The organism is Salipiger sp. CCB-MM3 (genome assembly GCF_001687105.1).
Lineage (GTDB): Bacteria > Pseudomonadota > Alphaproteobacteria > Rhodobacterales > Rhodobacteraceae > Salipiger.
Window position 1 is genome coordinate 1,850,246 of sequence record NZ_CP014595.1, and the last position, 26,300, is coordinate 1,876,545.

Here is a 26,300-nt window from a genome sequence, read left to right on the forward strand (position 1 = left end):
GCGGGCAGGCAGGGCTCGGACAGGCAGGGCTCGGGCAAGGCTCCGGGAAGAGGCGGCTCAGGGGAAGCGCAGCCGCGGGGCCTCGCCCAGCGGGATGGGTCCGAGGCGGGCGCGACCCTCGTCGAGGGTCAGCGGCAGGTCGAGCGTCTCGCGGTTGCCCGAGAGGCCGGCGATCAGCCCCAGCCCGTCCTCGAGCATCTGCGCCATATTCTCGGGCAGCTGGCCGCTCTGCTGTGCCATGGCGATCATCTCGCGCCAGTTCACCGCCTTCACGGTGACCTCACCATCCATCCGGCCCCGGTCGTCGACATCCACCTCGCCGGCCACCTTCAGCTGCAGGTCGTCCACCTTGTATTCGGCGAGGCGCAGATCGACGCGGGTGGGCTGCGGGTGCGGACCGGACTGCTGGCCGACGCGCAGCGGCAGATCGGTGTCGAACCCCGCATCCAGCCGGATGGCATCGGCCACGCGACCGCCCGAGCCCGCGATGGCATCGGCGCCGACGGCGATGCGGTAGCTGGTCTCGGCATCCTCGTCGCGGGTGAGCGCGGCGGTCAGACCGGCCAGTGCGGCGGTGGTAGCGCCGGTGAGGTTGAGCGTCTGGCTTTCGAAATTGGCGCGCACCACGGTGTCGCCCTCGTGGATGAAGCTGGCGCGCATCCCGTCCGAAGCGACCTGCGTCTCGCCCATTTCGGTGGTGACGGTCATCTGCGGCGGGAAGGCGAGGATCTCATGCCCGAAGTTGTAGACCAGCCGGTAGATATCGACGAAGGGCGCCTCCCAGCGCAGCCCGTCGGGGCTTGCCAGCACCAGCCCGCTCAGCCGCGCGTCCATGCGGTTGGGAAAGCCCTTGATGGTCAGGTCGTCATAGGTGGCGGTCCAGCCCTCGGTGCGGCGCGCCTCCATCCAGCTGTCGATCGCCTTGCGCTCGAAATGGGCGGACACGAACCAGAAGCCCGACCACGCCAGCGCGGCCACGATCACCGCAATTGCAAGTTTCTTCACCGCAACGCCCCCCTTTTCCGAAGCAACCGTTTGGTGTTTACAGCTGGCATGCGGAAAGGACCAGAATGATGGCGCTTTGGGTCTTCGGATATGGCTCACTTCTTTGGAACCCCGGCTTTCCCGTGGCGGAGAGCGCGCATGCCACGCTGCCCGGCTACCGCCGCTCGTTCTGCATGCGCTCGATCCACCACCGCGGCACCCCAGAGGCGCCGGGGCTGGTGCTGGCGCTGGATGCGGAAGACGAGGCCTCTTGCGAGGGGCTGGCGCTGCGCGCCCAGCCGGGCACCGAGGGGCCGACGCTGGCCTATCTGCGTGATCGTGAACTGGTCTCGGCGGCCTATTACGAGGCGACATTGCCTCTGGTGCTGCAGGACGGGCGCGAGGTGGAGGCGGTGACCTATATCATCGATCCCGACCACATTCAGTACTGCGGCGGGCTGGACCTTGAAGAGCAGGCGCGGATCATCGCCCAGGCCATCGGCGGACGCGGGCCGAACACCGAATATCTCTACAACACCACGGCGCATCTGGAACATCTGGGCATTCCTGATGCCGAGTTGCACTGGTTGACGGAACGTGTTCGTGCGCTTGTGGATAACGGCTTGGCTTGATTGGGGCGAACCCTTAGGCTGAAAAGCGGAATTTTCGCTTTGATCAGGTGCCCGTAATGGACCGACGCGACCTCGAGGCAGAGGCCCATTTCAGCCAACCCGTCCGCCAGATCCTGCTGATGCTGGCGGTGCTCGGCCTCTGCGGGGCGGGCGCCTTTCTGGTGCTGCCGCGCGTGTTGCCGGTGTTCCAGTCGAACCCCTATCTCAACGGCTTCATCCTGTTCGTGTTCGTGCTCGGGGTTCTGGCCTGTTTCCTGCAGGTGGCGCAGCTGATCACTTCGGTGCGCTGGATCGAAGGGTTTGCCTCGGGCCGCGACGCGGGTGCCCGTCCGCCGCGTCTACTGGCGCCGCTGGCGGCGCTGCTGCGACGGCATGACAAGCGGCTGCAGATCACCACCACCTCGACGCGCTCGATCCTCGACTCCGTGGCCACGCGGATCGACGAGGCGCGCGAGATCACCCGCTACATCGTCTCGCTGCTGATCTTCCTTGGCCTGCTGGGCACTTTCTACGGGCTGGCCACCACGGTGCCCGCGCTGGTCGACACGATCCGCAGCCTTGTGCCCGAAGAGGGCGAGAGCGGGGTGCAGACCTTCTCGCGCCTGATGAGCGGGCTTGAGGGGCAGTTGGGCGGCATGGGCGTGGCCTTTGCCTCCTCGCTGCTGGGTCTTGCCGGCTCGCTGATCGTCGGGCTGCTGGAGCTTTTCGCCGGGCACGGGCAGAACCGCTTTTACCGCGAGCTTGAAGAATGGCTCAGCTCGATCACCAAGCTCAGCTTCTCCTCTGGCGAAGGCGAGGGCGGCGGTGACGAGGCGCTGATCGGCATGGTGCTCGACCAGATGAACGATCAGATGGGCCGGATGACCGCCCTCTATGCCGAGAGTGAGCAGGGCCGGATGGAGATCGAGGGGCGGCTCGGGCAACTGGCCGATTCCATCGAGCGGATGACCGAGCGGCTGGAAGCCACGGCGCCTTCCTCGAATTCTCTGGCCCGCATCGCCGAAGGGCAGGAAAAGCTGATCGAAGTGCTGGAAAGCCGCGAGAGCGCCGAGGGGCTGGATGCCGAAAGCCGGATGCGCCTGCGCTCGATCGACGTGCAGATGCTGCGGCTTCTCGAAGAGGTGGCGGCGGGCCGTCAGGAAAGCATGGCCGAACTGCGCACCGATCTGGCGACGCTGACCCGCGCCATCGGGCAGATCGCCCGCCCGCAAGCGCCGCAGGTGCGCGCCGTGCGTCCCGGCCCGGCCCGTTCCGGCGGGACCGAGGGCTGATCCATGGCTCTGTCGCGCCGCACCGGGGCCCGTCTACAGGCCAACATCTGGCCCGGTTTCGTCGATGCGATGACCGGGCTTCTGCTGGTGCTGATGTTCGTGCTCACCATCTTCATGGTGATCCAGTTCGTGCTGCGCGAGACCATCACCGGGCAGGAGAGCGAGCTTGACAGTCTGACCGGCGAGATCGCCTCGCTGTCGCAGGCGCTGGGGCTGCAGGAACGGCGCAACACCGCGCTGACCAACCAGCTTGGCGAGCTGGAATCCACCCTCACCGACACCGAGGCGCAGCTGGCAGAGCAGCGCTCGATCATCGCCTCGCTCACCGCGCAGCGCGACGCGCAGCAGGGGCGGATCGCCTCTTTCGAAGAGCAGGTCGCCTCGCTGATCGCCGAGCGTGACGACGCGCGCGGCACCGTGGCGGATCTCTCGCAAGAGCGCGACAGCCTCAGTTCCGAGCGCGATGCGCTGGAGACCGCGCTGGCCTCGGCCCGCTCCGAGATGGACGCGCAGCAGGAGGCGGCACGGCTTGCCGCCGCCAAGCGCGAGGCGCTTGAGGCGCTGGTGGCCGATCTGCGCGCACAGAACGCCGACAAAGAGCAGCAGCTGGGCGGGCTGACCGCGCAGGTGAGCGAGCTGCAGGACGATCTTTCCGAAGAGGAACAGCAGCGTCTGGCCGAGGCCGAAGCCGCCGCCGCGCTGCGCAAGCGGCTTGAAGGCGCGCAGGCCGAACTGACCTCGATGACGCTGGCGCTGGAGCAAGAGCGCAAGCAGGCCGAGGACACGCTGACGCTTCTGGCCGCCGCGCGGCAGGGCCGCGAGGAACTGACCGCCCGGCTCGCGGCGGCGCTGGCGGCGGATGATTCCGACGCGCTGGAGGCGCGCGTCGCCTCGCTCGAAACGCAGCTGGCGCAGGCGCAGGACGCGGGCGATAGCGCCGCGGGCGAGATGGCCGCGCTGCGCAGCGATCTGGCCGCGGCACGCCGCGCGCGCGACGCTGCCGAGGTGAAGCTGGCCGAGGCGCTGGCGGCGCAGAGCGATGTCGAGCTCGATGCCAAACAAGTGCAGGAGCGGCTTGCCGCGGCGCTGGCCGCAAAGGCCGCCGCAGAGGCCAAGCTCTCGGAGGGGCTGAGCGAGGACGAACGCCAGCAGGCGCTGCTGGCGCAGGCGCGCTCGGAGCTTCAGGACAGCGAGGCGCGGGCGAGCGCCGCGCAGAAACAGTCGGAGCTGCTGAACCAACAGGTCGCCGCGCTGCGCACGCAACTGTCGCAACTGCAGGGGCTGCTCGACGAAAGCCGCGAGAAGGATGCCGAGGCGCAGGTGCAGATCCAGAACCTCGGGACCGACCTCAACGCCGCGCTGGCGCGGGTTGCCGCCGAAGAGCGCAAGCGCCGACAGCTTGAAGAGGCCGAGCGGAAGCGGCTCGAGGCGCAGGCGCAGGATCTGGAGCGCTACCGCTCGGAATTCTTCGGGCGTCTGCGCGAGGTCGTGGGCGATCAGGAGGGCATCCGCATCGAGGGTGACCGTTTCGTCTTCTCGTCAGAGGTGCTGTTCCCGCCGGGCGGCGCGCAGCTTTCGGTTGCGGGCGAGCAGGAGATTGCCAAGGTCGCCGGGCTGATCCGCACCATCGCGCAGGAGATTCCGCCGGGGTTGAACTGGATCCTGCGGGTCGATGGGCACACGGATGACACGCCTCTGCGCCCCGGCGCGCCCTTTGCCGACAACTGGGAGCTGAGCCAAGCGCGGGCGCTGTCGGTGGTGCGCTACATGGTCGAGAACGAGGGCATTCCGCCGCAGCGGCTCTCGGCCAATGGCTTCGGGCAGTTCCAGCCGATCAACCCGGCGGACACCCCCGAGGCGCGCGCCCAGAACCGCCGGATCGAGTTGAAGCTGACCGAGAAGTAAGCGGCTGTCGCGGGATCGCGGCTCAGTCCTTGGTGAACTCCATGCGGTAGATGACCTCTTCGCCGGTGGCGGGGTCCGTACCGGGAGCGCCGCTGATCACCAGACGCTCGCCGGCGAGCGTGAAGGGCCGCTCGAGTGCCCCCTGCCATTTGGGGTTCCACGAGCCGTCGACCTCATGGATCACCCTATCGCCTTCGAGGCGGTAGCTGGCGACATAGGCCAGCATGTCGTCAAAGAGCGCGGCCTTCTCTTCCACCGTCCACGGCCTGTCGCCGGGCGGCAATCGGTTGCCGCGAAAGACTGTTGCCATCATCCGCCCGCAGCTGTGATAGGCGATATAGCCGATGGGGGCAGGGCCGAGCGCATCTGTGGTCTCGCCCGTCGCCACCGCCGTGCGCGTCCAAGCCTTCATGCGCCACGACCCGATCAGGTCCTCTGTCTTCGCCATGGCTTTCCCCTCCTCGGTCCGCACACCTGCGGATGATGCACGCGGCGGGGGCATCGTGCCAAGCCCGTCGTGCGATGGGCGGCACAGGATCTGCGGGCAGGGGGGGGTGCCGGGCACAAAAAATCCCCGCCGGGCGGACCGGCGGGGATGGTGTTTGCGATGCCGTCTGGCGTCAGTCGGCGGTCAGAAGCGGCGGCTTGCGCGAGGAGAGGCGGAGCTTGTCCGGCCCTTCCGTCTTCAGCACCAGCTTGTCGTCCTTGACGGTGACCTTGACCAGACCGCCCTTGACCAGCTTGCCGAAGAGCAGTTCCTCGGCCAGCGGCTTCTTGATGTTTTCCTGGATCACGCGGCCCAGCGGACGCGCGCCCATCTTGTCGTCATAGCCCTTGTCGGCCAGCCATTCAGCCGCCGGCTTGGTGAGCTCGATCGACACGTTGCGATCCATGAGCTGCGCTTCGAGCTGCAGCACGAACTTCTCGACCACCGAGAGGATGACCTCTTTGGGCAGCGGCTGGAAGCTGATCACCGCGTCGAGACGGTTGCGGAATTCCGGCGTGAAGGTCCGCTCGATGGCGGCGGTGTCCTCGCCTTCGCGGCGGTCGCGACCGAAGCCGATGGCCGCCTTGGCCTGTTCCGCGGCACCCGCGTTCGAGGTCATGATGAGGATCACATTGCGGAAATCCACCGTGCGGCCGTTGTGGTCGGTCAGCGAGCCGTGGTCCATCACCTGCAGCAGGATGTTGTAGACATCCGGGTGTGCCTTCTCGATCTCGTCGAGCAGAAGCACGCAGTGCGGGTGCTGATCCACGCCATCGGTGAGCTGGCCACCCTGATCGAAGCCGACATAGCCCGGAGGCGCACCGATCAGACGGCTGACCGCGTGTTTCTCCATGTATTCGGACATGTCGAAGCGCAGCAGTTCCACGCCGAGCGAGCTTGCAAGCTGCTTGGCCACCTCGGTTTTGCCGACGCCGGTGGGGCCAGCGAAGAGGTAGTTGCCGATGGGCTTCTCGGGTTCGCGCAGGCCGGCACGCGCCAGTTTGATCGCCGAAGACAGCGCCTCGATGGCATTGTCCTGACCGAAGACCACGCGCTTGAGCGTCGCTTCGAGGTCCTTGAGCACCTCTGCGTCGTTCTTGGACACGTTCTTCGGGGGGATGCGGGCAATCTTCGCCACGACATCCTCGATCTCCTTGGCGCCGATGGTCTTGCGACGCTTGCTCTCGGCCACGAGGTGCTGCGCTGCGCCGGCTTCGTCGATCACGTCGATCGCCTTGTCGGGCAGCTTGCGGTCATTGATGTAGCGGGCCGAAAGCTCGACCGCCGACTTGATCGCATCCTGCGTGTATTTCACCGAGTGGTGCTCTTCGAAGTAGGGCTTGAGGCCCTTGAGGATCTTCACCGCATCATCGACCGAAGGCTCGTTCACGTCGATCTTCTGGAACCGGCGGCTGAGCGCACGGTCCTTTTCGAAGTGCTGGCGGAACTCTTTGTAGGTGGTCGAACCCATGGTGCGCAGCTTGCCGCCCTGAAGCGCGGGCTTCAGCAGGTTGGAGGCATCCATGGCGCCGCCGGAGGTGGCCCCGGCACCGATCACCGTGTGGATCTCGTCGATGAAGAGAACCGCGTCGGGATGCTCTTCAAGCTCGGTCACCACGGCCTTGAGCCGCTCTTCGAAGTCGCCGCGGTAGCGAGTGCCCGCCAGCAGCGCGCCCATGTCGAGCGAGTAAATCGTGGTGTTCGACAGCACCTCGGGGGTGTCGCCGTTGACGATCTTGCGCGCGAGACCCTCGGCGATGGCGGTTTTGCCAACACCGGGATCGCCCACCAGAAGCGGGTTGTTCTTGCGGCGGCGGCAGAGCACCTGAATGCAGCGCTCAACCTCGGATTCGCGGCCGATCAGCGGATCCACATCGCCCTTGCGGGACTTGGCGTTGAGGTCGACGCAGTATTTCGCCAGCGCCGATTCCTTGTTGTCGGCAGCCTGCGTGGTTTCGGCCTTGGCCTCTTCCTCGTTGTCCTGTGCGCCGCTCACCGGGCGGCTTTCGCCGTAGGCCGGGTTTTTCGCCACGCCGTGGGCGATGAAGTTGACAGCATCGTAGCGCGTCATGTCCTGCTCTTGCAGGAAGTAGGCGGCATTGCTCTCGCGCTCGGCGAAGATGGCGACGAGCACGTTCGCCCCGGTCACCTCGGTACGGCCCGAGCTTTGGACGTGGATGGCGGCGCGCTGGATCACGCGCTGGAACGCGGCGGTCGGCACCGCCTCCGAGCCTTCGACGTCGGTCACGAGGTTGGAAAGGTCCTCGTCGATGAATTCCACCAGCGTGGTGCGCAGCTCCTCGGTGTCCACCGAGCAGGCTTTCATCACGCGGGCGGCGTCGGGTTCGTCGATCAGAGCCAGAAGAAGGTGCTCGAGCGTCGCAAATTCGTGGCTGCGGGAGTTCGCCAGCGCCAAGGCCGAGTGAATTGCCTGCTCAAGAGTGTTCGAGAATGAAGGCACGGCGTGCTCCTTCTTGTCTGCGTCGGGCACAGGCCCAACATTGCCTCTTACCGTTAAAGTTTGGTCGATACGGACCATCCTTCAAGTGTTTTCTAAGCTTGCGGCGCTCACATTTAACGCGATTGTCGCAACGTGGCGTGAAATGTGGCGGCTTAGAAGCGGTCCTTCCGGGCTCGGATCTCGGCGAATACCGACACGTCATCTGCCCCGGTCATCGCGAGGGTCTCGCGGATCGCGGGCGAATCCGGGCGTAGGAAAGGGTTGGTGGCCAGTTCCTCGGACAGCACGCAGGAGGCGGTTGGTCGCCCCTCTGTCCGGGCTTTGGCGATGGCGTCACTACGCAATTTAAGCGCAGCGTTCTGAGGTTCAATAGTAAGCGCGAAACGTGCGTTTCCGGAAGTGTATTCGTGACCCGAGTAAACGGTGGTCTCCGGCGGCAGGGCGATCAGGCGCTGCATCGAGGCCCACATCATCGCGGCGTCCCCTTCAAAAAGCCGTCCGCAGCCAAGCGCCATGAGGCTGTCTGCGGTGAACACCGCCTCGGCCTGCGGCATATAAAAGGCCACATGGCCCAGCGTGTGGCCCGGCACGTCGATCACATGCACGCCGACGCCATCCACAGAGAACTCGTCGCCCCCGCCCACGAGCTGATCCAGCCCGTCGATCTTTGCGGCTTCGGCGCGCGGGCCGATGACCGTGCAGCCGTAGCGCGCCTTCAGCGGTGCGATTCCCTCGACGTGGTCGTGATGGTGGTGGGTGATGAGAATCGTGCTCAGGCTCCAGCCGCGCGAGTCGAGTTCTGCTTTGATCGGACCCGCCTCGGGGGCGTCGATCAGGATGACACCCTCGGGACCGTTCACCAGATAGGCATAATTGTCCGAAAGGCAGGGGACGGTGACGACGTCGAGAGGCATGGCTTTTCCTTCAAGGCTTTGACAGACTGGCCCCCAAGAGTGACGCAAGGGACGACGACCCGCAATGCATCCAGATGTGCAGGCGCTCCGCGACTTCTATTATCGCAGTGCGCTGGGGCGCGCGGCGCGCGGTGCCCTGCGCGATCAGGTGCTGCGACTCTGGCCCGAGGCGCAGGGGCTGAATGTGGCGGGCTACGGTTTTGCCGTGCCGGTTCTGCGGCCCTATCTTGCGCAGGCGCGGCGTGTCACCGCTTTGATGCCCGCACCGCAGGGGGTGATGCGCTGGCCCGCCGGAATGCCCAACGTCTCGGTACTGACCGAAGAGATGCTCTGGCCGGTGGAGACGGGACATCTGGACCGGCTTGTGGTGATGCACGGGCTGGAAACCTGCACCAATGTCACCGCGCTTTTGGACGAGTGCTATCGCACGCTGGGGCCGGGCGGCGAGGTGCTGTTCATCGTGCCCAACCGCTCGGGGCTCTGGGCGCGGTCCGAGACGACGCCCTTCGGGCAGGGCCGGCCCTATTCGCTCAGCCAGCTCGACGCGCAGCTTCGGGCGCATGACTTCCTGCGGGTATCGCACGCCTCGGTGCTTTATCAGCCGCCCTCGACCCGCCGCTTCTGGATGAAGACCGCGCCGATCTGGGAACGGATCGGTCGCACCGTTCCGGCGGTGATGGCGGGCGGGGTTCTGATGGTGCGCGCCTCGAAGCGCTACCCGCCGCAACGCACCGGGCTGAGCGAGAAAGTCCGCGTGCCCAATCCGCTCGGCGTGCTGAACCCCGCGCCCAGCAAAGAGCCGAAACCGGTCTGAACGGACGGATTCGCGCCGTTACGTCATGGCATCGGTATCAACTGTCGGATGTGCCCCTCGAGATACGTTTGCGCTAGCGTGACGTGGGATAAAATTCTCTGCGGGCGTGAGGCATTCCGTCACATGTTCACGAAAAAGCGAGACATTCCATAGTCATGTCCGCCGCAAGCTTGGGCAGACCCGGTGCGAAGCCGGAAAAGCTACGCTCCGCAGATGGTTAAATGGCCGTTAGCATGTTGCGAGGTGCCCATGCCTCTGCTAGATCGTCGCTGATTTCGACGCCTTGAGGGCATCAGGGCAGGGACAACGCCTCCGGTCGCCGGGACACCCCCGTGCGTCGCGGGGGCCTCATATCGGAAGGGTGGACGTGTCTGAACCAGCTTCGATCTCCAGTGGCATCGCGGCACGCTATGCCAAGGCGGTCTTTGAGATCGCCAAAGAGGAACAAGGGCTCGACAAGCTCGAGAACGGTATCGACGACCTGTCTGCCGCCCTCGAGGAAAGCGCCGACCTGAATGATCTGATCACTTCGCCGGTTTACACCCGCGAAGCACAGGGCAAGGCAATCACCGAGATCGCCAAGAAGATGGGCCTCGCGCCCGTGCTGACGAACACGCTGGGCCTGATGGCCTCCAAGCGCCGTCTCTTCGCGCTGCCGCAGCTCATCGCAACGCTGCGCGCAATGATCGCCGAAGAGAAGGGTGAGGTGACCGCTGAGGTGACCTCGGCCATCGAGCTGACCCCGGCTCAGGCCTCCGAGCTTGCTGCGACGCTGAAGTCGCAGATCGGTTCGGACGTGAAGATCAAATCGACCGTGGATGAAAGCCTCATCGGCGGTCTCGTTGTTAAGGTGGGCTCGAAGATGGTCGACACGTCGATCCGCTCGAAGCTCAACTCCCTCCAGAATGCAATGAAAGAGGTCGGATAAATGGGTATCCAAGCAGCCGAGATTTCTGCGATCCTAAAGGACCAGATCAAGAACTTCGGTCAGGAGGCCGAAGTCGCTGAAGTTGGCCGCGTGCTGTCCGTCGGTGACGGTATTGCACGTGTCCACGGTCTCGACAGCGTTAAAGCCGGCGAGATGGTCGAATTCCCGGGCGGCATCATGGGCATGGCGCTGAACCTGGAAAACGACAACGTCGGTGTGGTGATCTTCGGCTCCGACCGGGACATCAAAGAAGGCGACGTCGTCAAGCGCACCAACTCGATCGTGGACGTGCCCGCAGGCGAAGCCCTGCTTGGCCGCGTGGTCGATGGCCTTGGCAACCCGCTGGACGGCAAAGGCCCGATCGCGGCCTCCGAGCGCCGCGTCGCAGACGTGAAAGCACCGGGCATCATCCCGCGTAAGTCGGTTCACGAGCCGATGGCAACCGGCCTCAAGTCGGTCGACGCGATGATCCCGATCGGCCGTGGCCAGCGCGAGCTGATCATTGGCGACCGTCAGACCGGCAAGACCGCAATCGCGCTCGACGCCATCCTGAACCAGAAGTCGTACAACGACGCCGCAGGCGATGATGAGAGCAAGAAGCTCTACTGCATCTACGTCGCCGTCGGCCAGAAGCGCTCGACCGTTGCGCAGCTGGTGAAGCGTCTGGAAGCAACCGGCGCCATCGACTACTCGATCGTCGTCGCCGCAACCGCGTCCGACCCGGCACCGATGCAGTACCTCGCGCCCTACACCGCGACCGCGATGGCCGAGTACTTCCGTGACAACGGCAAGCACGCCCTCATCATCTATGATGACCTGTCCAAACAGGCCGTGGCTTACCGCCAGATGTCGCTGCTGCTGCGCCGTCCGCCGGGCCGTGAAGCATACCCGGGCGACGTGTTCTACCTGCACTCGCGCCTGCTCGAGCGTTCGGCGAAGCTGAACGAAGATCACGGCGCTGGCTCGCTGACCGCGCTGCCGATCATCGAAACCCAGGGCGGCGACGTGTCGGCCTTCATCCCGACCAACGTGATCTCGATCACCGACGGCCAGATCTTCCTGGAAACCGAACTGTTCTTCCAGGGCATCCGTCCGGCTGTGAACACCGGTCTGTCGGTGTCGCGTGTGGGTTCGTCCGCTCAGACCAAGGCGATGTCCTCGGTTGCCGGCCCGGTGAAACTGTCGCTCGCGCAGTACCGCGAGATGGCGGCCTTCGCCCAGTTCGGTTCGGACCTCGATGCCTCGACCCAGAAGCTGCTGAACCGTGGCGCGCGTCTGACCGAGCTGATGAAACAGCCGCAGTACTCGCCGCTGACCAACGCCGAGATCGTCTGCATCATCTTCGCAGGCACCAACGGCTACCTCGACAGCGTTCCGGTAAGCGAAGTCGGCAAGTTCGAAGCGGCTCTGCTCGCGTATCTGCGCGGCCAGCGTAAGGACATCCTCGACTGGATCGAAAGCGAAGATCCGAAGATCAAAGGTGAACCCGCGGACAAGCTGAAGGCAGTGCTCGACGACTTCGTTAAGACCTACGCCTGAGCGCCCTGAAAGGACAGGATTATGCCTAGCCTCAAGGACCTCAAGAACCGCATCTCCTCGGTCAAATCGACCCGGAAGATCACCAAGGCCATGCAAATGGTGGCCGCCGCAAAACTGCGGCGGGCACAGGATGCGGCCGAGATGTCGCGGCCTTACACCGAGCGCTTCAACGCGCTGCTCGGTGCTCTGGCGGCGTCGGTGGGCGGTAGCGCGACTGCGCCTAAACTTCTCTCGGGAACCGGGAAGGACGACGTGCAACTGCTCGTCGTCATGACCGCCGAGCGCGGGCTTTGCGGGGGCTTCAACAGCTCCATCGTGAAAAAGGCCCGCAACCGTATCGAAACGCTCAAAGCCGAAGGCAAGACGGTGAAGATCCTCACCGTCGGCAAGAAAGGCCGCGAGCAGCTCAAGCGTGATTACGGCGATCTGTTCGTCGGTCACGTCGACCTGAGCGATGTGAAGAAGCTCGGCTATGCCGATGCTCAGAAGATCGCGAAGGATGTTCTCGTGCGTTTCGACGCCGAGGAGTTCGACGTGGCGACCATCTATTACGCCAAGTTCCAGTCGGTGATCAGCCAGGTCCCGACGGAGCAGCAGATCATCCCGGCGCAGTTCGACGCGCCCGAGGAGGATGCTGGCGGGTCCACGCTCTACGAATACGAACCCGGTGAGGAAGCCATCCTTGCCGACCTTCTGCCCCGCGGTGTCGCCACCCAGATCTTCTCGGCTCTGCTGGAGAACGCCGCCTCGGAACAGGGGGCTCGTATGAGCGCCATGGACAACGCCACGCGCAACGCGGGCGAGATGATCGACAAACTGACGATTGAGTACAACCGCTCGCGTCAGGCGGTCATCACCAACGAACTGATCGAAATCATCTCGGGCGCCGAGGCGCTCTAAGAACCGGAGACGATAAATGGCAAACGCAAAAGGCAAAGTGACCCAGGTCATCGGCGCCGTGGTCGACGTGAAGTTCGACGACCACCTGCCCGAGATCCTGAACGCGCTGACCACCGAAAACGACGGCAAGACACTGGTTCTGGAAGTTGCCCAGCACCTTGGCGAAAGCACCGTCCGCACCATCGCAATGGACTCGACCGAAGGCCTCGTGCGCGGTCAGGAAGTTGTCGACACCGCTGGCCCGATCTCGGTGCCGGTCGGCAACGCGACCCTCGGCCGCATCCTGAACGTCGTGGGCGAGCCCGTCGACGAGCAGGGCCCGGTCAACGCCGAAGAAACCCGCTCGATCCACCAGCCCGCACCGCAGTTCGACGAGCAGTCGACCGAGTCGGAAATCCTGGTGACCGGCATCAAGGTCATCGACCTGCTGGCTCCCTACTCGAAGGGCGGCAAGATCGGCCTCTTCGGCGGCGCCGGTGTGGGCAAGACCGTTCTCATCATGGAACTGATCAACAACATCGCAAAGGTGCACTCGGGCTTCTCCGTGTTCGCCGGTGTTGGTGAGCGGACCCGTGAAGGCAACGACCTTTACCACGAGATGATCGAATCGAACGTGATCAAGCCCGACAACCTGTCCGAATCGCAGGTGGCGCTGGTCTACGGTCAGATGAACGAACCGCCGGGAGCCCGTGCTCGCGTCGCCCTGACCGGCCTGACCCTGGCGGAGCAGTTCCGTGACCAGTCCGGCACCGACGTTCTGTTCTTCGTCGACAACATCTTCCGCTTCACGCAGGCAGGCTCCGAGGTGTCCGCACTTCTCGGCCGTATCCCCTCCGCTGTGGGCTACCAGCCGACGCTGGCAACCGACATGGGCGCGATGCAGGAACGCATCACCTCGACGAAGAACGGCTCGATCACCTCGATCCAGGCCGTCTACGTTCCCGCGGACGACCTTACCGACCCGGCACCGGCCACGACCTTCGCGCACCTCGACGCGACGACGGTTCTCAACCGTGCCATCTCGGAGCTGGGCATCTACCCGGCGGTGGACCCGCTCGACAGCTCGTCGCGTCTGATGGACCCGGCCGTTGTTGGTCAGGAACACTATGACACCGCCTTCGCCGTGCAGGGTATCCTCCAGCGCTACAAGTCGCTGCAGGACATCATCGCGATCCTCGGCATGGACGAACTGTCGGAAGAGGACAAGCTGACCGTGGCCCGCGCCCGGAAGATCCAGCGTTTCCTCTCGCAGCCGTTCGACGTGGCAAAAGTGTTCACCGGCTCGGACGGTGTGCAGGTTCCGCTCGAAGACACCATCAAGTCGTTCAAGGCTGTGGTGGCTGGCGAGTACGACCACCTGCCGGAAGCTGCCTTCTACATGGTTGGCGGCATCGACGAGGTGCTCGAGAAGGCCGAGAAACTGGCCGCCGAGGCTGCCTAAGACCAGCGGGGGGCTTCGTGCCCCCCAGTAACCGGAGGCCCAAATGGCTGAAACGATGCAATTCGACCTGGTGAGCCCCGAGCGCAAGCTGCTGTCGGCCGCCGTGAAGTCGGTGCAGATTCCGGGCACCGAGGGTGATCTGACGGCCATGCCCAACCATGCGCCGATGATCACCACGCTGCGTCCGGGCATTCTCAAGGTCGAGACCGAGACCGGCACGGAAGAGTTCGTCGTGACCGGCGGCTTCGCCGAGATCGGCACCTCGGTCAGCGTGCTCGCCGAAAAGGCCGTGCCGCATGGCGACATGGATCAGGCGACCTATGAGGCGCTCGTGGAAGACGCTCTGATGGCCTACAAGGCCGCGAAGGAAGCTGCTCCCGAGAACGAGCCGGGCCCCGTGGACGAAGCGGCCAAGCTGCTTCAGGACATGGTGGCGGTTGGCGGTCACATCGGGCTCGACCCGAAATCGCCGAACCTCAACTACTGAGGTCGTCTCGCTTGAAATTGCAAAGGCCCCGCATCTGCGGGGCCTTTTTGCGTTCAGCTGAACAGGCGGGATCGCCTGTCGAGTTCGTACCCGCTCAGCCCCCGTAGGCGGCTTGCCATGCGATGTCGCGGATGTTGGCGCGGCTGATGCCGATGTCGGTCAGTTCGCGGTCGCTGTATTGCTCAAGCTCGCCATAGACGCGGTGGTATTCGGCGCGGCGGCTGCGGGCGCTGCGCAGGCGTGCCATCATACCGGCAAAGCCCGGCTGGCGGGTGGCGGGGATCGAGTGAATGTCGGTGGTTGCCATCTTGGTCTCCATGTTTGTTCGCCCGAGAAATCGGCATGGAGAGGCGGTCTCACAAGATACGCAAAGGGAAGTGCCGCCTTGCAAGCCGCGCATGGCAGCGGCAAGCCCTTGGTCAGACGGGCTTTTCGAAATAGACCCGGTCGAACCCCTTCTCGGTGATCCGCGCAGTTTCGTGGTAGCCGAGCCGGGGATAGAGCACGAGGTTCTCGCGCATCAGGACGTGGGTATAGAGGCGGATCACATTGTGACCGCGCGCCCGTGCCTCCGCTTCGGCGAATGCCATCAGCGCGCGCCCGACGCCGCGGCCCTGCGCGGCAGGAGAGACGGCGATATTGTCCAGAAGCAGCGCGTCGGCCTGATCCAGCAGCACCAGCAGCGCCGCGACCTGACCGTCGAGATCGGCCACATGCACATGGCCCGCCGCGATCAGCGCGGCATAATCGTCGAGCATGGGGCCGGGCTTTTGGCCCATGCGCGGAATGTAGGGGGAATAGGCGGTCTCGACGATCGCTTCGATCGCGGCAAGATCCGCGGGGTGCGCCCGCCGGATGAGCGGCGGGCGCGAGGTCATCACAGGATGCCTTCGTAGATCGGGCCAAGCACGTCGGTCTCGAACAGCGACGACACCGAGGTGCCGTTCCAGATGTTCAGGATCGCCTGTGCGAAGATCGGCGCGGTCGGCAGGATGCGGATGTTCGGCGCGGCGGCGACCGGATCGGTCGCAGCGATCGAGTCGGTGATCACCAGCGACTTCATCACCGATTTGGTGACGCGCTCGACCGCCGGACCCGACAGCACGCCGTGGGTGATATAGGCGTGCACCTCGGTGGCGCCGTGGTCCATCAGCACCTCGGCGGCTTTGCACAGCGTGCCGGCGGTGTCGCAGATGTCGTCGACGATGATGCACTTCTTGCCGGTGACGTCACCGATCACGGTCATCTCGGCGATCTCGCCCGGCTTCTCGCGGCGCTTGTCGACGATGGCGAGCGGCGCGTTGATCCGCTTGGCCAGTTCGCGGGCACGGGCCACGCCGCCCACGTCCGGAGAGATCACCATGACGTCCTGCAGCGAGTCCTTGAACTGGTGCTGGATGTCGAGGGCGAAGATCGGCGAGGCGTAGAGGTTGTCGACGGGGATGTCGAAGAATCCCTGAATCTGTGCCGCGTGCAGGTCCATGGTCAGCACGCGCTCGATGCCCGCTTCGTGGATCATGTTCGACACCAGCTTGGCGGTGATCGGGGTGCGCGCCTTGGTGCGGCGGTCCTGACGGGCGTAGCCGAAGTAGGGGATCACGGCGGTGATGCGCGCAGCCGAGGAGCGGCGCAGCGCGTCGGCCATGATCAGCAGTTCCATCAGGTTGTCGTTCGCCGGGTTCGAGGTCGGCTGGAGGATATACATATCCTCGCCCCGGACGTTCTCGTAGACCTCGACAAAGATCTCTTGGTCGTTGAACCGCTCGACGCGCGCATCCACAAGACCGACCGCACCACCGCGGTAGAGGGACATGCGCCGCGCGATGGCATTCGCGAGCGGCTTGTTGGCATTACCCGCAATGAGCTTGGGTTCGATGACGGTGGGCATTTGGGAGGCTCCGGCGTTACGGAATGACAGATTCGTGACGTTGCGGTCGCCTTAACACGCAGTTAGCGTGGGGCAAAGATACAGGGGAGGGCATGTGACGCCATGGCACGAATTGATTACTACTTTTCCATGTTGTCGCCGTTTGCCTATCTGGCCGGGCCGCGGTTCGAGGAGATCGCCAAGGCGCATGGGGCCGAGGTGATCTACAAGCCCTTCGACATTATGGCGCTGTTTCCGCGGACCGGCGGCGCGCCGCTCGGGCAGCGGCACCCGTCACGGATCGACTACCGCAATGTGGATCTGCCGCGGCAGGCGAAAAAGGCGGGCATGCCGCTGAACCTCAAGCCGATGTTCTGGCCGACCAATGCGGCGCCGTCGTCCTATGCGATCATCGCGGCGGCCAAGGCGGGCGGCGGAAACGTCGGCGGGCTGATCCAGAGCCTGCTGCGGGCCAGCTGGGCGGAAGAAAAGGACATCGCCGAGGATGAGGTGATCCGCGCCGCGCTCGAAGAGAATGGCTTCGATCCGTCGCTCGCGGACAGCGGCCTGCTGGTTGGGGCCGAGACCTATGCCGCCAACCTCGAAGACGCGGTGGGGGCCGGGGTCTTCGGCTCGCCGTTCTGGATCACCGCAGAGGGCGAGAAGTTCTGGGGGCAGGACCGGCTCGAAGATCTGGACCTGCACCTGAGCGGGAAGCTCTGAGACTAGCGCTACGATAGGGAGCCGGCCCGGCGTGCAGCCGGGCTGAATCACCTCGGAGCGCGCTTAGCCCTTCTGGCCGATCTTCGACTCGGTGCCCTTGCGGATGCGGTCGATGTTCTCGCGGTGACGCCAGAAGATCAGCGCGGTCAGCACCAGTGTCAGCGCGGTCATCTGGGTTTCGGCAAAGAGCACCATCCAGACCGTCGACAGCAGCGCCGCCACCAGCGCGCCGACCGACGAGATGCGCGACATCGCGGCCCCGGCCAGCCATGTGGCGCAGGTGATCAGCCCCACCGGCCAGTGCAGCGCCAGCACGAGGCCGATGAAGGTCGCCACGCCCTTGCCGCCCTTGAACTTCAGCCAGACCGGATAGCAATGGCCCAGAAACGCCGTGAGGCCGGCCAGCTGCGCCGCATCCTCGCCCGCCAGCCAGCGCGCCAGCAGCACGGCCACCGCGCCTTTGCCGCCGTCGAGGATCAGCGTGCCCGCCGCCGCCGCCTTGTTGCCGGTGCGCAGCACATTGGTCGCGCCGATGTTGCCCGAACCGATCGAGCGCAGATCGCCGAGGTTCATCGCCTGGGTCAGCAGCAGGCCGAAGGGGATCGAGCCAAGCAGGTAGCCCAGCACCGCCCAGAGGCTCAGCACGGGGACCGAAGAGGTGATCTCGGGCAGCATGTCAGGCGCTCCAGACAGGGGTTCCGGCGACGAGTGTCTGCAGCACCTTGCCCTGCAGCCGCGCCCCGTCAAAGGGGGTATTCTTGGATTTCGACTGCAGCTTGAAGCGGTCGAGGATGAACGGCTTGTCGGCGTCGAAGATCACCAGATCGGCAGGCGCCCCCGCGCTCAGGCGGCCGCAGTCCAGCCCAAGCCGCTTGGCGGGGTTGAGCGACAGGCCGCGGAACAGCACCGGCAGATCGACCTCGCCCGAATGGTAGAGCCGCAGCAGCACCGGCAGCATAGTCTCCAGACCCACCGCGCCAGAGGCGGCCTCCTCGAAGGGCAGGCGTTTCGATTCCTCGTCCTGCGGCGTGTGGAACGAGCCGATCACGTCGATCAGCCCGGTGCGCAGCGCCTCGAGCACCGCCTGCCGGTCGTCCTCGGCGCGCAGCGGCGGCTTGACCTTGAAGAAGGTGCGGTAGTCGGCCACGTCCATCTCGTTGAGCGTGAGGTGGTGCATCGAGATGCCCGCGGTCACGTCGAACCCGTTGTTTTTGGCGCGCTCCAGCGCGGGCAGGGCGCGGGCGGTGGTGATCTGGTCGGCGTGGTAGCGCACGCCGGTCATCTCGACGAGCGCGATGTCGCGGTCCAGCCCCATGCGCTCGGCCATCGGCGAGACCGACGGCAGGCCGCGCAGCGAGGCGAATTTCCCCGAGCTTGCGGCGGCACCTTTCGACAGGATCGGCTCTTGCGGATGCGCCATGACCAGCGCACCCAGCGAGCGGGCGTAGCTCATCGCCCGCGACAGCACCTTGGTGTCGCGCACCACATGGTCGCAATCGGTGAAGGCCACGGCGCCCGCGTCGAGCAGGAAGCCAAGTTCGGTCATCTCGCGGCCTTCACGGCCCTTGGTCAGCGCCGCCATGGGCAGCACATTGACCGGCGCGGTCTCATTGGCGCGGCGGCGGATGAATTCCAGCACCTCGGGCGTGTCGATCGCCGGAGAGGTGTCGGGCCGGGTGATGATGGTGGTCACGCCGCCCGCGGCGGCGGCCATGCCCGCGGTCTTGAAGCTTTCCTTGTGGCGCTCGCCCGGCTCGCCGACCTTCACCCCCAGATCGACGATCCCCGGCGCCACATGCGCGCCGCCAAGATCCTGCGCCTCGGTCTTTTCGACCAGCTGGGCGATCTCGTCGGCGGAGGTCAGCACCGCCTTGATCTTGCCCCCCGAGAGCAGCAGCGCGCCTTCGGTGACGGCACCGGCCTCCGGGTCGATCAGCCGGGCGTTGTAAAGCAGCGTGTCTTTCATTCCTTGCCTCCGGGCGGCGGGGTGTCGTTTGTGGCGGGCGCGGCGATCACGGCAGGATCAGCCAGCCCGGAAGAGGGCGGCGAGCAGCAGCAACGCAAGGACGCCGAGCCCGATCAGAAGGTAAGTGAGGCCGCGATGGCGCGGTGCGGTCTCGGGGCCGGGCCGGGACGTGCGGCCACGGGCGGAGGCGCTGCGCAGCGCCGGGCCGCGCGGGCTGGCCTTCACCTCGGAGAAGGTGCCGATCCAGCGCAGCGGCGTCGCGATGCTGAGGTCCTGCGTCACATGATCGAAGGCTTGGCTGGGCAGGATCACCACATGCCCTTTCAGCGCGTCGATGCGCGGGCGCATCTGGGCGAAAGCGTCGCCGGTCAACTGATGCGCCTCGGCCAGATAGCGCGAAAGCGTCATTTCCCCGAGATCGCGGATCGACACCACATCGACGAAGGCGCTGCGCAGTTGCCGCGCGCCAAGCGCGTATTGCAGCGGCCACTCGCCGGTGCCCGCCTGCGTGGTGAAGCGCTCGACCGCCTCGGGCGGCAGGTCGAGGTGGAAAAGCCGCACCACGTCGCTTTCAGAACCGTTGATATGCATCTTGGTCATGCCGCGCCGCGCCCCGCTCAGATCGCCAGTTCGCTGGGCCGCGCGCGCAGGTTGCGGGCCAGAAGGTCCATCGCGGCCATACGCACGGCGACGCCCATTTCGACCTGTTCTTGAATGACCGAGCGGTTGATGTCGTCGGCGATGGTGCCGTCGATCTCGACGCCGCGGTTCATCGGGCCGGGGTGCATGACGATGGCGTCGGGCTTGGCATGGGCCAGCTTTTCGGCATCCAGCCCCCAGCGGTGGTAATACTCGCGCTCGGACGGGATGAACCCGCCGTCCATCCGCTCTTTCTGAAGGCGCAGCATCATCACCACGTCCACATCCTTCAGCCCCTCGGCCATGTCGTCGTAGACCTCGGCACCGAAGTCGGCGATGCCCGAGGGCATCAGCGTCGACGGGCCGACGAGGCGGATGCGGTTCTCCATCTTGTGCAGCAGCAACAGGTTAGACCGCGCGACGCGTGAATGCGCGATGTCGCCGCAGATCGCGATGTTCAGCCGGTGCAGACGGCCCTTGGCGCGGCGGATGGTCAGCGCGTCCAGCAGCGCCTGCGTCGGGTGCTCGTGCCGTCCGTCGCCGGCGTTGATCACCGCGCAGTTCACCTTCTGCGCCAGCAGGTCCACCGCGCCGGAATGCGGGTGCCGCACCACCAGCAGATCGGGGTGCATGGCGTTGAGCGTCAGCGCCGTGTCGATCAGCGTCTCGCCCTTTTTGATCGAACTGGCCTGCATCGACATGTTCATCACATCCGCCCCGAGCCGCTTGCCCGCCAGTTCGAAACTGGACTGGGTGCGGGTGGAGTTTTCAAAGAACATGTTGATCTGGGTGAGCCCGGCCAGCGCGTTCGCGTGTTTGTCGCGCGCACGCGACAGGGTCACATAGCGCTCGGCCAGATCGAGCAGCGTGGTAATCTCGTCGGGACGAAGGGGCTCGATGCCCAGAAGGTGGCGCTGGTCGAAACGCATGGAACGGCTCCCCTGAAGTTGCCGCGGTTATAGAAACGCACGGCCCGCGCGACAAGTGGTCGCGAGCGGGCGGCAGGTGGCCGCGCATTGACGGACCCCGGCGGCGGGCCACAGGGATCCGTTTGAGATCAGGGCGCTTCGAGCAGGGTCACCGTGGTGTCGCCATAGCGCCGGGTGTCGAGCGGCGCGAAGCCCTCCGGCGCGTCCTGCGGGCTGCTTTCCTCCCAGACGATCAGCGCGCCCGGCGCCAGCCAGCCCTGCGCCCGCGCCGCCTCGAGCGCCTTGGCGCCAAGGTTCAGCCCATAGGGCGGATCGAGGAACACCAGCGTCGCCTGCGTCTCGGCGGGCGGCAGGCGGGTGGCGTTGCAGGACATCAGCCGGGCACGGTCCGCGCAGCCCAGCAGGCGGATGTTCTGCTTGATCAGCTTCTGCGCGATGCGCCCGTCATCGACCAGCGTGGCCGAAGCCGCACCGCGCGACAGCGCTTCGAAGCTCAGCGCCCCGGTGCCGGCGAAAAGATCGAGCACCACCGCCTCTTCGAACGGCTCGCCGAAGCGCCCGCCACCCAGCATGTTGAACAGGCTCTCGCGCACGCGGTCGGTGGTCGGGCGCAGATGCGCGCCCGGATCGCCCTTGCCGACGGCGGTGAGCGGGCGGCCGCGCCAGTCCCCAGCGATGATCCTCATGCCTTCAGCAGCGCCTTGAGGTCGCTCCCCGCATCCGCCACGATCTCGGGATCGGCGCTCTTGCCCGCCTCGATCAGCCGCTTGCCGACCATATAGGCACGCGGATCATTCATCGCGTCGAGCGCAATCAGCTGGCCTTCGCGGTAATACCAATGCGACACCGGCCCTTCGCCGCCATCGCGCACCACCACCGTGTCATAGCCCGCGTTCAGCCCGGCGATCTGCAGCTTCACGTCGTACTGATCGGACCAGAACCACGGCTTGGGCTGATAGGGCGCTTCGGCCCCCATGATGTTGTCCGCCACCGCCTCGGCCTGATCGATGGCATTGCCGACGCTCTCAAGCCGGATCTGCGAAGCGCCATGAGGGAAAGAGGCACAATCCCCCGCCGCCCAGACATGCGGGGCAGAGCAGCGGCCCATGGCATCGGTGCGGATGCCGTTGACGATCTCGATCCCGGCGGCCTCGGCGACCGCGGTTTCGGGCAGGATGCCGACCCCGGCGATGACGAAATCCACCGGCAGCGAAGAGCCATCGGTCAGCTCGGCGCTGGTGACCTTGCCGTCCTCACCCAGCAGCTTGCCAAGCCCGACGCCCTCGCGAATATCGACGCCGCGCGCGGAGTGCAGGGCGCGGAACCAGTCGGAGGTTTCGGGCGCGGCGACGCGTTGGAGGATGCGCTCGGCCATCTCGACCAGCGTGACGTGAAGGCCCAGCTTGGCGGCCACCGCCGCCGCCTCGAGCCCGATGTAACCGCCGCCGACGATCAGCACGCGGGCGCCTTCGGTGAAGCGCGGGCGCATGGCGTCCACATCGGCGATGCCGCGCACCACGCAGACACCGTCCAGTTCGCCACCGATCGCGGCGGGCAGGCGGCGCGGCGCCGAGCCGGTGCAGAACACCAGATCGTCATAGGCGATCTCGCGGCCCCCGGCGATCACATGGCGCGCCTCGGTGTCCACCGACACCGCCGGCTCGCCCAGCATCAGCGTGATCTTCTGATCGTCGTAAAAGGCGCGCGGGCGCAGATACAGCCGGTCCTTCTCCATCTCGCCCAGCAGATAGGCTTTGGACAGCGGCGGGCGCTGGTAGGGCGGCTCGCTCTCGGCGCCGATCACGGTGATCTCGCCGTCAAAGCCCTTGCCGCGCAGCCGGGCCACCAGCGAGGCGGCGGCCTGACCCGCACCGATCACTACAACATGCCCCATCCCGGCCTCCGTTTCGCTTTCCCATCGTCGCGCGGACCCTATATGGCGAACACAGGAAAACGCAATCTATGGAGAGACGCGTATGGCGCCATCCGCAGGAGACATGTTGCCCGAGGCGACACTGGTTCAACTGGGCGAGGCCGGACCGGAGCCGGTCGATCTGGCGGCGAAACTCAAGGGCCGCAAGGTGGTGATCTTCGGCCTGCCGGGCGCGTTTACGCCCACCTGCTCGTCGGCGCATGTCCCGAGCTTCATCCGCACCAAGGACGGGTTCGACGCCAAGGGTGTGGACGAGATCATCTGCGTGTCGGTCAACGATCCCTTCGTGATGAAGGTCTGGGGCGAAAGCACCGGCGCGACCGAGGCGGGGCTGACCATGCTGGCCGATCCCGAATCCGCCTTCACCAACGCCATCGACATGGAGTTCAGCGCGCCGCCCGCCGGACTGATCCGCCGCTCGAAGCGCTATGCGATGTATGTCGAAGACGGCAAGGTCGTGGTCTTCCACGAAGAGACCGGGCGCGGCACCTGCGAGATCTCGGGCGGCGAGGCGCTGCTGGCGGCGATCTGACCTTAACCTCCGGCGGCATCCTTTGTGGCGCCGCCGGATATGCGTATTTTTAAAGAGAAGAAGCGAGAATGGGTCTCACCATCGGGTCTTCTTCTCTTTCCAAATACGCAAATCCACAGCCCTCCGGCGCGCCCATGCGCCGGGAGGCCGGGCGCGATGCTCAGAGCGTGTCGAGCTTGCGCGCCAGTTTTGCGTCGAGCGAGCTGAGGCCGCCGACGTCATGGGTGGTGAGCTTCACTTCCACGGTCTTGTAGACATTGCGCCAGTCGGGATGGTGGTTCCATTTCTCGGCCCAGAGCGCGGCGCGGGTCATCCATGAGAACGCTTCGGTGAAATCGCCGAACTCATAGGTCTTGCACAGCGTGTCTTCGGCCTCGTTCATCTCCCAGCCGTTCTCGAGCAGCGGGGCCAGCATGGTGGCGCGGCCGGTGTCGGAGAGTTTCTCTGTCATTGGGTGTCCTTCCCGTGGTCTTTCCGGAACGGGCCGTAGGCGGTAAGAACCTCGATGTCCTCGTCCACGGCGCGTGCCTCGGCCTCCAGATAGTGCGCCACGGCGCGGGCAAACCCCTTGTCGGGAAACCAATGCAGCGAATGGGTCTGGCTGGGCAGATATCCGCGCGCCAGCTTGTGCTCGCCCTGCGCCCCGGCCTCCACCCGCCCGAGACCGTGGGCGATGGCGAAGTCGATGGCCTGATAGTAGCACGCCTCGAAATGCAGGCAGGGGTGATCCTCGGTGCAGCCCCAGTAGCGCCCGAAGAGCGCGTCACGCCCGATGAAATTCAGCGCCCCGGCGACCGGCATACCCTCGCGCTCGCAGATCACCAGCGCCACATCCTCGCGCATGGTCTCATGCAGCTCGTCAAAGAAGGCGCGGGTCAGATAGGGTGTGCCCCATTTGCGCCCGCCGGTGTCCTGATAGAACTCCCAGAAGGCATCCCAGTGCTCGGGCGCGATCTCATCGCCGGTGAGGATGCGGATGCGGCCGCCGAACTCCTGCGCCCGCGCGCGCTCTTTGCGGATCGCCTTGCGCTTGCGCGAGCTGAGATCGGCGAGGAACCCGTCGAAATCCGCGTAATCTCTGTTGAGCCAGTGGAACTGCTGGGTGACGCGGCGCAGCAGACCCATGCGCTCGCCAGCCACCGCCTCGCCCTCGGTGCAGAAGGTGATGTGCAGCGAGCTCAGATCATTGTCGGCGGTCAGCTGCACCGCGCCCTGCACCAGCGCCATCATGCCCTCGGCCTCATGTCCCGGACGGGTCAGGAAGCGCCGCCCGGTGGCGGGGGTGAATGGCACGGCGATCTGCAGCTTGGGATAATAGTCGCCGCCCGCCTGCTCATAGGCATGGGCGAAACTGTGGTCGAAGATATACTCGCCCTGACTGTGGCCCTTGGCATAGAGCGGCGCCACGGCGATCAGCCGCCCGGCCTTTTCGGCGGCGAGGTAGCGTGGCTCCCAGCCGGTGCCGCGCCCGACCGAGCCGGAGCGTTCCAGCGCGCGCAGGAAGCGCCAGGTTGTGAAAGGATCGTCCGGGCGCCCGCCGTTGGCCGCCTCGGGGCAGGCGCAGGCGTCCCAGTCGCTTTGAGCAATCTGGTCGAGCGAGCTCAGCACGTTGACGGCGATGGTCTCGCCAGCTGTCTCGTTGGGACTCTGGTCGGTCATGCGGAGATCTTTGGCCCTGTCATCACCGGGCAGTATCTGATCCCGGCGGGGCCGGGATCAAGACACGCTCACGCGAGATACTGCTCGAAGGTCACGTTCTGGGCCACCTTGCGGGCCTCTGCCTCCTGCTCGGGCGTGCGGATGGTCCAGCACAGGATGCTGGCGCCCGCCTCTTTGAGCTCCGCCACGCGCGGACTGGCGAGATCGCGCCAACCGTGGCTGATGAAACAGGCGCCGGTGCGGGTGTAATCGGGGATGGCGCGCAGCTCTTCGAGCCGCCAGCCCGGCACGCCGGACCAATCCTCTGGATCGAAGGCGTCGGTGGTCAGCCCGCGCGGCAGCTGCGGCGCGAGCCGCGCCATACGCGCGATGGAGTGGGGGTTGAAGGACATCACCGCCACCGGGCCGTCGTAGCCGCGCAGCGCATCGGCGGTGGCTTTCTCCAGCGGTCCCACATCGGCACCGAGCGCGCCGTCCTGATCCTTGATCTCGATGAGCAGCGGCACGCGCCCGGCGACGAGATCCAGCACCTCGGTCAGCGTCGGAATGCCTTCGTCGCCGCCCTTGAGGCGCAGCGCCGAAAGCTCGGAGGCATCGCGCGCGCCTAAGAGCCCGCGTGCCCCGGTGAGCCGCTCCAGCCGCTCGTCGTGAAACACCATGGCGACGCCATCGGACGAGAGCTGCAGGTCGATCTCGATGCCATAGCCCTGTTCGATGGCCGCCGAGATAGCGGCGCGGGAGTTCTCGGGGCGGCCCGCCGCGAGATCATGCAGGGCACGATGCGCGATGGGCCGGTCGAGGAACGCGGCGGGCAGGCCGGTCATCAGGCGAGCTCGAAGATCGCTTCGATCTCGACGGCGACACCCATGGGCAGCGCGCCCGCGGAGACCGCCGAGCGGGCGTGTTTGCCAGCATCGCCGAAGACCGCGACCATCAGGTCCGAGGCGCCGTTGATGACTTTGGGCTGTTCGGTGAATTCGGGGGTGGAATTCACGAAACCGACCAGCTTCACCACGCGCTTGAGCTTCGACAGATCGCCGCCGCAGGCCGCCTTGGCCTGTGCGATGAGCGACAGGGCGCAGCGCTGGGCGGCCTTCGCCCCGGCCTCGACATCCAGCGTGTCGCCGATCTTGCCGGTGATCAGGCCGTTTTCATCCATGCTGATCTGGCCGGAGACATAGAGCATGGTGCCGCTCTGCACGTAGGGCACGTAGTTGGCGGCGGGGGCGGGCGCGTCGGGCAGCGTCAGGCCAAGCTCTGCAAGGCGGGCGGTGATATCGGTCATTGGA

The 26,300-nt window shown here is 65.8% G+C and carries 28 protein-coding genes; 11 read left to right on the plus strand and 17 right to left on the minus strand.

Going from position 1 to position 26,300, the window contains the following annotated elements; translation table 11 throughout:
* Positions 1-57: 57 nt before the first annotated feature.
* Positions 58-1,005: a DUF2125 domain-containing protein gene (locus AYJ57_RS08985; RefSeq protein WP_066103915.1), complete on the minus strand. Its 948-nt coding sequence runs from the start codon at positions 1,003-1,005 to the stop codon at positions 58-60.
* 68 nt (positions 1,006-1,073) lie between these two features.
* Between AYJ57_RS08985 and AYJ57_RS08990 the strand changes: the two genes are divergently transcribed.
* From AYJ57_RS08990 to AYJ57_RS09000, 3 genes are read left to right on the plus strand one after another with little or no spacing between them, the layout of a single operon-like run.
* Positions 1,074-1,616, plus strand: coding sequence for a gamma-glutamylcyclotransferase (locus AYJ57_RS08990; RefSeq protein ID WP_066103918.1), 543 nt, complete (start codon positions 1,074-1,076; stop codon positions 1,614-1,616).
* A 56-nt stretch (positions 1,617-1,672) separates the two neighbouring features.
* Positions 1,673-2,887, plus strand: coding sequence for a biopolymer transporter ExbB (locus AYJ57_RS08995; RefSeq protein ID WP_066103919.1), 1,215 nt, complete (start codon positions 1,673-1,675; stop codon positions 2,885-2,887).
* A 3-nt stretch (positions 2,888-2,890) separates the two neighbouring features.
* Positions 2,891-4,792, plus strand: a complete 1,902-nt coding sequence (locus AYJ57_RS09000; protein WP_066103921.1) for a peptidoglycan -binding protein — start codon at positions 2,891-2,893, stop codon at positions 4,790-4,792.
* Positions 4,793-4,814: 22 nt separating this feature from the next.
* Here AYJ57_RS09000 and AYJ57_RS09005 read toward each other — a convergent pair whose 3' ends face one another.
* From AYJ57_RS09005 to gloB, 3 genes are all read right to left on the minus strand, one after another.
* Entirely contained in the window at positions 4,815-5,240 is a 426-nt protein-coding gene (locus AYJ57_RS09005) for a lipocalin-like domain-containing protein (protein ID WP_066103922.1), read from the minus strand.
* 172 nt (positions 5,241-5,412) lie between these two features.
* Positions 5,413-7,740, minus strand: a complete 2,328-nt coding sequence (gene clpA / locus AYJ57_RS09010; protein WP_066103925.1) for an ATP-dependent Clp protease ATP-binding subunit ClpA — start codon at positions 7,738-7,740, stop codon at positions 5,413-5,415.
* Between the two features lie 152 nt (positions 7,741-7,892).
* Entirely contained in the window at positions 7,893-8,654 is a 762-nt protein-coding gene (gene gloB / locus AYJ57_RS09015; RefSeq protein WP_066103927.1) for a hydroxyacylglutathione hydrolase, read from the minus strand.
* Positions 8,655-8,718: 64 nt separating this feature from the next.
* Here gloB and AYJ57_RS09020 point away from each other — a divergent pair, with 64 nt between their 5' ends.
* From AYJ57_RS09020 to AYJ57_RS09045, 6 genes are all read left to right on the plus strand, one after another.
* Positions 8,719-9,468, plus strand: coding sequence for a methyltransferase domain-containing protein (locus tag AYJ57_RS09020; RefSeq protein WP_066103929.1), 750 nt, complete (start codon positions 8,719-8,721; stop codon positions 9,466-9,468).
* A 361-nt stretch (positions 9,469-9,829) separates the two neighbouring features.
* On the plus strand, positions 9,830-10,396 hold the full coding sequence (locus AYJ57_RS09025; RefSeq protein WP_083191196.1) for a F0F1 ATP synthase subunit delta: 567 nt from the start codon (positions 9,830-9,832) through the stop codon (positions 10,394-10,396).
* The gene (gene atpA, locus AYJ57_RS09030) at positions 10,397-11,935 is read left to right on the plus strand and encodes a F0F1 ATP synthase subunit alpha (protein ID WP_066103934.1); all 1,539 of its coding nucleotides are present in this window, start codon (positions 10,397-10,399) and stop codon (positions 11,933-11,935) included. It abuts the gene before it with no gap.
* Positions 11,936-11,956: 21 nt separating this feature from the next.
* Positions 11,957-12,835 (plus strand): F0F1 ATP synthase subunit gamma, encoded by an 879-nt coding sequence (locus AYJ57_RS09035; RefSeq protein ID WP_066103935.1) that lies wholly within the window; start codon positions 11,957-11,959, stop codon positions 12,833-12,835.
* A 16-nt stretch (positions 12,836-12,851) separates the two neighbouring features.
* Positions 12,852-14,276: a F0F1 ATP synthase subunit beta gene (gene atpD, locus AYJ57_RS09040; protein WP_066103937.1), complete on the plus strand. Its 1,425-nt coding sequence runs from the start codon at positions 12,852-12,854 to the stop codon at positions 14,274-14,276.
* A gap of 43 nt (positions 14,277-14,319) precedes the next feature.
* Positions 14,320-14,763: a F0F1 ATP synthase subunit epsilon gene (locus AYJ57_RS09045; RefSeq protein ID WP_066103939.1), complete on the plus strand. Its 444-nt coding sequence runs from the start codon at positions 14,320-14,322 to the stop codon at positions 14,761-14,763.
* A gap of 94 nt (positions 14,764-14,857) precedes the next feature.
* Here the strand turns inward: AYJ57_RS09045 and AYJ57_RS09050 are convergent, their stop codons facing one another.
* The 3 genes from AYJ57_RS09050 to AYJ57_RS09060 form a co-directional block, all read right to left on the minus strand.
* Positions 14,858-15,070, minus strand: a complete 213-nt coding sequence (locus AYJ57_RS09050) for a DUF1127 domain-containing protein (RefSeq protein WP_066106911.1) — start codon at positions 15,068-15,070, stop codon at positions 14,858-14,860.
* A gap of 112 nt (positions 15,071-15,182) precedes the next feature.
* Positions 15,183-15,641 carry a GNAT family N-acetyltransferase gene (locus AYJ57_RS09055; RefSeq protein WP_066103941.1) on the minus strand — a complete coding sequence of 153 codons (459 nt, stop codon included), beginning with the start codon at positions 15,639-15,641 and terminating at the stop codon, positions 15,183-15,185.
* Positions 15,641-16,651 (minus strand): ribose-phosphate pyrophosphokinase, encoded by a 1,011-nt coding sequence (locus tag AYJ57_RS09060; protein WP_066103943.1) that lies wholly within the window; start codon positions 16,649-16,651, stop codon positions 15,641-15,643. The genes AYJ57_RS09055 and AYJ57_RS09060 overlap by 1 nt, the downstream gene beginning before the upstream one ends.
* Before the next feature lie 102 nt (positions 16,652-16,753).
* On the opposite strand from AYJ57_RS09060, the gene AYJ57_RS09065 reads away from it, so the two are divergent.
* Positions 16,754-17,353 (plus strand): 2-hydroxychromene-2-carboxylate isomerase, encoded by a 600-nt coding sequence (locus AYJ57_RS09065; protein WP_066103945.1) that lies wholly within the window; start codon positions 16,754-16,756, stop codon positions 17,351-17,353.
* 63 nt (positions 17,354-17,416) lie between these two features.
* Here AYJ57_RS09065 and plsY read toward each other — a convergent pair whose 3' ends face one another.
* The 6 genes from plsY to AYJ57_RS09095 all read right to left on the minus strand — a co-directional run bounded on the left by plsY (position 17,417) and on the right by AYJ57_RS09095 (position 22,781).
* A complete protein-coding gene (plsY, locus tag AYJ57_RS09070; RefSeq protein ID WP_066103948.1) occupies positions 17,417-18,028 on the minus strand; it encodes a glycerol-3-phosphate 1-O-acyltransferase PlsY in 612 nt (203 codons plus the stop codon).
* Between the two features lies 1 nt (position 18,029).
* Positions 18,030-19,319, minus strand: coding sequence for a dihydroorotase (gene pyrC, locus AYJ57_RS09075; protein ID WP_066103950.1), 1,290 nt, complete (start codon positions 19,317-19,319; stop codon positions 18,030-18,032).
* A 57-nt stretch (positions 19,320-19,376) separates the two neighbouring features.
* A complete protein-coding gene (locus AYJ57_RS09080) occupies positions 19,377-19,919 on the minus strand; it encodes an aspartate carbamoyltransferase catalytic subunit (RefSeq protein WP_066103953.1) in 543 nt (180 codons plus the stop codon).
* Positions 19,920-19,936: 17 nt separating this feature from the next.
* Positions 19,937-20,887 carry an aspartate carbamoyltransferase catalytic subunit gene (locus AYJ57_RS09085; protein ID WP_066103955.1) on the minus strand — a complete coding sequence of 317 codons (951 nt, stop codon included), beginning with the start codon at positions 20,885-20,887 and terminating at the stop codon, positions 19,937-19,939.
* Positions 20,888-21,015: 128 nt separating this feature from the next.
* Complete coding sequence (gene rsmD / locus AYJ57_RS09090) at positions 21,016-21,573, minus strand: 16S rRNA (guanine(966)-N(2))-methyltransferase RsmD (RefSeq protein WP_066103957.1); 558 nt, start codon at positions 21,571-21,573, stop codon at positions 21,016-21,018.
* Positions 21,570-22,781, minus strand: coding sequence for an NAD(P)/FAD-dependent oxidoreductase (locus AYJ57_RS09095; RefSeq protein WP_066103959.1), 1,212 nt, complete (start codon positions 22,779-22,781; stop codon positions 21,570-21,572). Before AYJ57_RS09095 ends, rsmD begins: the two co-directional genes overlap by 4 nt.
* 82 nt (positions 22,782-22,863) lie before the next feature.
* Between AYJ57_RS09095 and AYJ57_RS09100 the strand changes: the two genes are divergently transcribed.
* The gene (locus AYJ57_RS09100) at positions 22,864-23,352 is read left to right on the plus strand and encodes a peroxiredoxin (protein WP_066103962.1); all 489 of its coding nucleotides are present in this window, start codon (positions 22,864-22,866) and stop codon (positions 23,350-23,352) included.
* 160 nt (positions 23,353-23,512) lie between these two features.
* Here AYJ57_RS09100 and AYJ57_RS09105 read toward each other — a convergent pair whose 3' ends face one another.
* The 4 genes from AYJ57_RS09105 to AYJ57_RS09120 form a co-directional block, all read right to left on the minus strand.
* Positions 23,513-23,803: a 4a-hydroxytetrahydrobiopterin dehydratase gene (locus AYJ57_RS09105; protein ID WP_066103965.1), complete on the minus strand. Its 291-nt coding sequence runs from the start codon at positions 23,801-23,803 to the stop codon at positions 23,513-23,515.
* Positions 23,800-25,011 (minus strand): GNAT family N-acetyltransferase, encoded by a 1,212-nt coding sequence (locus tag AYJ57_RS09110; protein WP_066103968.1) that lies wholly within the window; start codon positions 25,009-25,011, stop codon positions 23,800-23,802. The genes AYJ57_RS09105 and AYJ57_RS09110 overlap by 4 nt, the downstream gene beginning before the upstream one ends.
* A 68-nt stretch (positions 25,012-25,079) precedes the next feature.
* Positions 25,080-25,835, minus strand: coding sequence for a glycerophosphodiester phosphodiesterase family protein (locus tag AYJ57_RS09115; protein WP_066103971.1), 756 nt, complete (start codon positions 25,833-25,835; stop codon positions 25,080-25,082).
* Positions 25,835-26,296, minus strand: a complete 462-nt coding sequence (locus tag AYJ57_RS09120; RefSeq protein ID WP_066103973.1) for a RidA family protein — start codon at positions 26,294-26,296, stop codon at positions 25,835-25,837. Before AYJ57_RS09120 ends, AYJ57_RS09115 begins: the two co-directional genes overlap by 1 nt.
* Between the last annotated feature and the right edge of the window lie 4 nt (positions 26,297-26,300).

Excerpts from the sequence above, each read along its gene's own strand:
- AYJ57_RS08990 (WP_066103918.1), top strand. The coding sequence starts at position 1,074 with ATGGCGCTTTGGGTCTTCGGATATGGCTCACTTCTTTGGAACCCCGGC.
- AYJ57_RS08995 (WP_066103919.1), top strand. The coding sequence starts at position 1,673 with ATGGACCGACGCGACCTCGAGGCAGAGGCCCATTTCAGCCAACCCGTC.
- AYJ57_RS09000 (WP_066103921.1), top strand. The coding sequence starts at position 2,891 with ATGGCTCTGTCGCGCCGCACCGGGGCCCGTCTACAGGCCAACATCTGG.
- AYJ57_RS09005 (WP_066103922.1), bottom strand. The coding sequence starts at position 5,240 with ATGGCGAAGACAGAGGACCTGATCGGGTCGTGGCGCATGAAGGCTTGG.
- gloB (WP_066103927.1), bottom strand. The coding sequence starts at position 8,654 with ATGCCTCTCGACGTCGTCACCGTCCCCTGCCTTTCGGACAATTATGCC.
- AYJ57_RS09020 (WP_066103929.1), top strand. The coding sequence starts at position 8,719 with ATGCATCCAGATGTGCAGGCGCTCCGCGACTTCTATTATCGCAGTGCG.
- atpA (WP_066103934.1), top strand. The coding sequence starts at position 10,397 with ATGGGTATCCAAGCAGCCGAGATTTCTGCGATCCTAAAGGACCAGATC.
- AYJ57_RS09035 (WP_066103935.1), top strand. The coding sequence starts at position 11,957 with ATGCCTAGCCTCAAGGACCTCAAGAACCGCATCTCCTCGGTCAAATCG.
- atpD (WP_066103937.1), top strand. The coding sequence starts at position 12,852 with ATGGCAAACGCAAAAGGCAAAGTGACCCAGGTCATCGGCGCCGTGGTC.
- AYJ57_RS09045 (WP_066103939.1), top strand. The coding sequence starts at position 14,320 with ATGGCTGAAACGATGCAATTCGACCTGGTGAGCCCCGAGCGCAAGCTG.
- AYJ57_RS09050 (WP_066106911.1), bottom strand. The coding sequence starts at position 15,070 with ATGGCAACCACCGACATTCACTCGATCCCCGCCACCCGCCAGCCGGGC.
- AYJ57_RS09055 (WP_066103941.1), bottom strand. The coding sequence starts at position 15,641 with ATGACCTCGCGCCCGCCGCTCATCCGGCGGGCGCACCCCGCGGATCTT.
- AYJ57_RS09060 (WP_066103943.1), bottom strand. The coding sequence starts at position 16,651 with ATGCCCACCGTCATCGAACCCAAGCTCATTGCGGGTAATGCCAACAAG.
- AYJ57_RS09065 (WP_066103945.1), top strand. The coding sequence starts at position 16,754 with ATGGCACGAATTGATTACTACTTTTCCATGTTGTCGCCGTTTGCCTAT.
- plsY (WP_066103948.1), bottom strand. The coding sequence starts at position 18,028 with ATGCTGCCCGAGATCACCTCTTCGGTCCCCGTGCTGAGCCTCTGGGCG.
- pyrC (WP_066103950.1), bottom strand. The coding sequence starts at position 19,319 with ATGAAAGACACGCTGCTTTACAACGCCCGGCTGATCGACCCGGAGGCC.
- AYJ57_RS09080 (WP_066103953.1), bottom strand. The coding sequence starts at position 19,919 with ATGACCAAGATGCATATCAACGGTTCTGAAAGCGACGTGGTGCGGCTT.
- AYJ57_RS09085 (WP_066103955.1), bottom strand. The coding sequence starts at position 20,887 with ATGCGTTTCGACCAGCGCCACCTTCTGGGCATCGAGCCCCTTCGTCCC.
- rsmD (WP_066103957.1), bottom strand. The coding sequence starts at position 21,573 with ATGAGGATCATCGCTGGGGACTGGCGCGGCCGCCCGCTCACCGCCGTC.
- AYJ57_RS09095 (WP_066103959.1), bottom strand. The coding sequence starts at position 22,781 with ATGGGGCATGTTGTAGTGATCGGTGCGGGTCAGGCCGCCGCCTCGCTG.
- AYJ57_RS09100 (WP_066103962.1), top strand. The coding sequence starts at position 22,864 with ATGGCGCCATCCGCAGGAGACATGTTGCCCGAGGCGACACTGGTTCAA.
- AYJ57_RS09105 (WP_066103965.1), bottom strand. The coding sequence starts at position 23,803 with ATGACAGAGAAACTCTCCGACACCGGCCGCGCCACCATGCTGGCCCCG.
- AYJ57_RS09110 (WP_066103968.1), bottom strand. The coding sequence starts at position 25,011 with ATGACCGACCAGAGTCCCAACGAGACAGCTGGCGAGACCATCGCCGTC.
- AYJ57_RS09115 (WP_066103971.1), bottom strand. The coding sequence starts at position 25,835 with ATGACCGGCCTGCCCGCCGCGTTCCTCGACCGGCCCATCGCGCATCGT.
- AYJ57_RS09120 (WP_066103973.1), bottom strand. The coding sequence starts at position 26,296 with ATGACCGATATCACCGCCCGCCTTGCAGAGCTTGGCCTGACGCTGCCC.